This is a genomic window from Microcoleus sp. S13_C5, from assembly GCF_036700845.1.
Taxonomy (GTDB): Bacteria; Cyanobacteriota; Cyanobacteriia; order Cyanobacteriales; family Microcoleaceae; genus Microcoleus.
On record NZ_JAUBPR010000056.1, the window covers coordinates 1 to 3,371 of the forward strand.

Genomic DNA, 3,371 nt, shown 5'->3' on the forward strand with positions numbered 1-3,371 from the left:
ATGGCGGCTAAGACTTGGACTCCGCCCGGTACGTTATTGTTGGTAGCTTCTATTGGATCGAAGCTAGTTAGGTCAACATCGGCGGGGAGAGAAAGGGCTGCTTTGACTAAAGATTGGGCTTCTTCAGGTTCAATTCCTTTGTCGATTAAGTCGGCGATTAAGCTGGTTAGGAGGGTGACTACACTCGCATCTGGGGGTGCGGTGACTGGTGTTTCTAGGGGTAAGCCGGTGGCGGTGTCAGTGCCTCCTGTGGCAACTAGATTGCCTTCTGATGGGTCGATTTCTCCGTTTTTGTTGGTGTCGAATGTCTCGAAGGGGATGTTGAGATTGAATTTACCGCCTGAATCGGTTGTGGTGGATGGTTCGTTGGTGTCGAGGATGCTGTTTTTGTTGGCGTCTAGGAAGAGGGTGGCACCGGAGATATAACCGTCAATCACTACGCCGGTGCAACTAAATGTCAGCAACATACCCTGAAATGGACGTGTAAGGTCATTGTCGCTGACACTAAGACCCGCCCTGTCTGTTGCTGTTAACTTGATTGTTAACTGCTGCAGTTTAGGACTTGTGCCGCTGAGTGTGCGGGTATCTGGATTGAAAGTGAGCCAACTTGGCAGGGGACTGCCGTCCATCAGAGTTGCTGTGTAGGTCAGTTGGTCGCCCGGATCGGGGTCAGTGAAGGTATTTTCTGGGAAGGTGTACTCGAACGTTGATGAACTGCTCGACTTGATGTACTGGTAATGCCACGGGGTTGTAGTCGGGCCGTAGTTGAGGACAGGAGGGTTGTTGGCAACTGTAGTAAAACTTCCTTCTTCGGCAAAGGGTGAACCGGCCCAAGCAGTGTCGATCGCCTGTACGCTCCAGTAATATGTCTTATCTGGAGACAAATCTTTGAGCTGCCACTGGGTGTTTTGATTGGCATTACCTAGCCCTACAACTTGCCGAGTTCCGTCATTGAGAGACATCGGGGCGAGAATGTCACTGCCCCCTGGTGTCGTGCCAACTCGCAGGTTGTAGCTTAAACCATCAGCAGGAGTTTGTGCATCAGTTGCTTTGTTCCAGTTAAAAGTGACTTGTCGGCCAGAAGGCTCAGCCGACAGCCCTGTGGGTGCAGTTGGGCGAGTGTTCGCGATCGCAGTATTGCTGCGGTACACTTGGTTGCCCAGCAAAATATCCAATTTGCCGTCACTGTCGTAGTCTCCCCAATATCCCTGAGCGTCACCAGTCACTCCAGCACTGGTATCTTCGCTAAAGCCGCTGCCAGTGTTGCGGTACACTTTGCTGTCGAGCAAGATATCGAATTTGCCGTCGTTGTCGTAGTCTCCCCAAGCTGCGGAACTACCACCGGGCAATGCGGCAGTCGTGTCTTCGCTAAAGCCACTGCCTGTGTTCCGGTAAACTTTAGTGATGTTGCCAGAATCTGAATTACCCGCTAGCAAGATATCCAAATCGCCATCATTGTCATAGTCTCCCCAAGCAGCCGAACCATTAGAAACACCGGGCAAAGCGAAAGCTTCGCTAAAGCCGCTGCCAGTATTGCGAAACACCTTGGCTATTTTGCCTGAAACACTATCGCCCGTTAGCAGGATATCGGGTTTGCCATCCTTGTTATAGTCCCCCCAAGCAGCCGAACCGTCGGTAACGCCCGGGAGTTGGGCGCTAAAGTCTGGCGTAAAACTGCTGCCACTATTTCGGTAAAGTACGCTGACGTTTTGCTGGCTCAACCCAGTGTCTGAGTCGAAGATACTTTGTTGGGTGGCATTCAGGAGATCCGGTTTTCCGTCGTTGTTATAGTCTCCCCATGCTTGCGAACTATCAGCGGAACTTCTCTGTTCTGAGTTGAAGGCATAGTTGCCGTAGATTTGGAGAAAGCTTGGCCTCCGAATTCTGTCATTTCCTACTGTTTGTAAGGCCAAATTTAGCTTACCGTCATTATCGTAATCTCCCCAAGATGCGGCAGAAGCTAACTCCCAACTTGAGTAGCCGCTTTTAGCGGTAAAGGTACTGCCTGTGTTCTGGTACAGCCAAGTGCCTGTGAAGTTATCGACGCTACCGGGTCTGCTAAGTAGCTCAGGGCGACCCGACGCGATAAAATCCAGTTTCCCATCACCGCTGTAGTCTCCCCAACCGCTAATCGCTCGGCCGTCGAAATAATTCGAGATTTCGGTATTGATTTTGTTGAAAGTGTAACTGCGTTCGAGATTAGTCACGCTGACATCTTGAGGATCGAAACCTGAGTACCGGGCACTTGAAGAAGAAGTTGTCCCAGGAGGCTCGTTGGTTATAACCCGATCGAGAATAATTTTGTAGGGACGATCGCCATCAGGTTGATTATCGTTAACGCCCTTGATTGTGACAATCTGAGCTGTATCCCAATTATCAGGAGTGAACTTCAGTCTCGGTACAGAAACAGTTCCTTCTGCTGGGTTGTCACTGCTGACTGGGATGACAACATCAGCCATAGGTTGGTGAGTCAACACAACACTGAAATTAGCAGTGTCGCCTGTTTCTGTTGTAATCAACTCGTTTGTTGGGCCAACGACAATCTGAGGATATTGATTGTAGGGATCGGCATAAACGAACATATTGGTGAGACTGACATCAGAGGCATCTAGACCTGAGTATTTGCTGTCAGTGCTGATCGCAGGGGCGGTAACGATCGTGTAAGGTCGGTTAGCAGGAGCAGAGAGAGTACCACCCTCTCCTTTTACCGTTACCTCCTGGGGAATATTCCAGTTGTCAGGTGTAAAGGTAACTCCTGGAGTGGAGAGACTACCTTCTGTTGGATTTTGAGGAGAAACGTTCAAACCGATCGTAACAGGAGCCGTCGGCGGGCTATTAAGTGCGAGGGTAAATTTGGCTTTTGCACCTGTTTTAGTGGTGATTAAGCCGTTGGTGGGGGAGACGGTGATGCCTGGGTTAGCAGCAGTGTCAGAATCCAAAGGCGGTATGGTGTTACCCCTGTTAACAACAGTGGCATCCGGTGCGTTAAGACCGTTATAGTCGCTATCGGCACTGACAGCAGGGGCAGTGACAATCTGATAAGTCTTATCGCTGTCAAATACTCGATCGTCCACACCCGTTATCGTAATCGGCTGCCACTGATTCCAATTAGCAGAATTGAAGGTAATCGAGTCCGTTGAAATTACTCCCTCTGCCTCATTGTTGCTACGCAGATCAATTTTCACATCAGCAGTAGGCGGCCTGGTGAGTTTGATGGTGAAAGTGTCTGTGCCACCTGCTTCTGTAGTTACTAATCCCGATGCCGGACTAATAACAATGCCGGGACTTCCAAGTATGGGCCCTGTTCCAGTACCGTTATTGTTGATGGGCCCTGTTCCAGTACCGTTATTGTTGATGGGCCCTGTTCCAGT

At 50.1% G+C, this 3,371-nt stretch carries 1 protein-coding gene; it reads right to left on the bottom strand.

Translation table 11 applies throughout. The features are described 5' to 3' along the window. Nucleotides 1-3,371: FG-GAP-like repeat-containing protein (locus tag QUA04_RS16130; RefSeq protein ID WP_333258326.1), on the bottom strand; the 3,371-nt coding region annotated here is incomplete at both ends.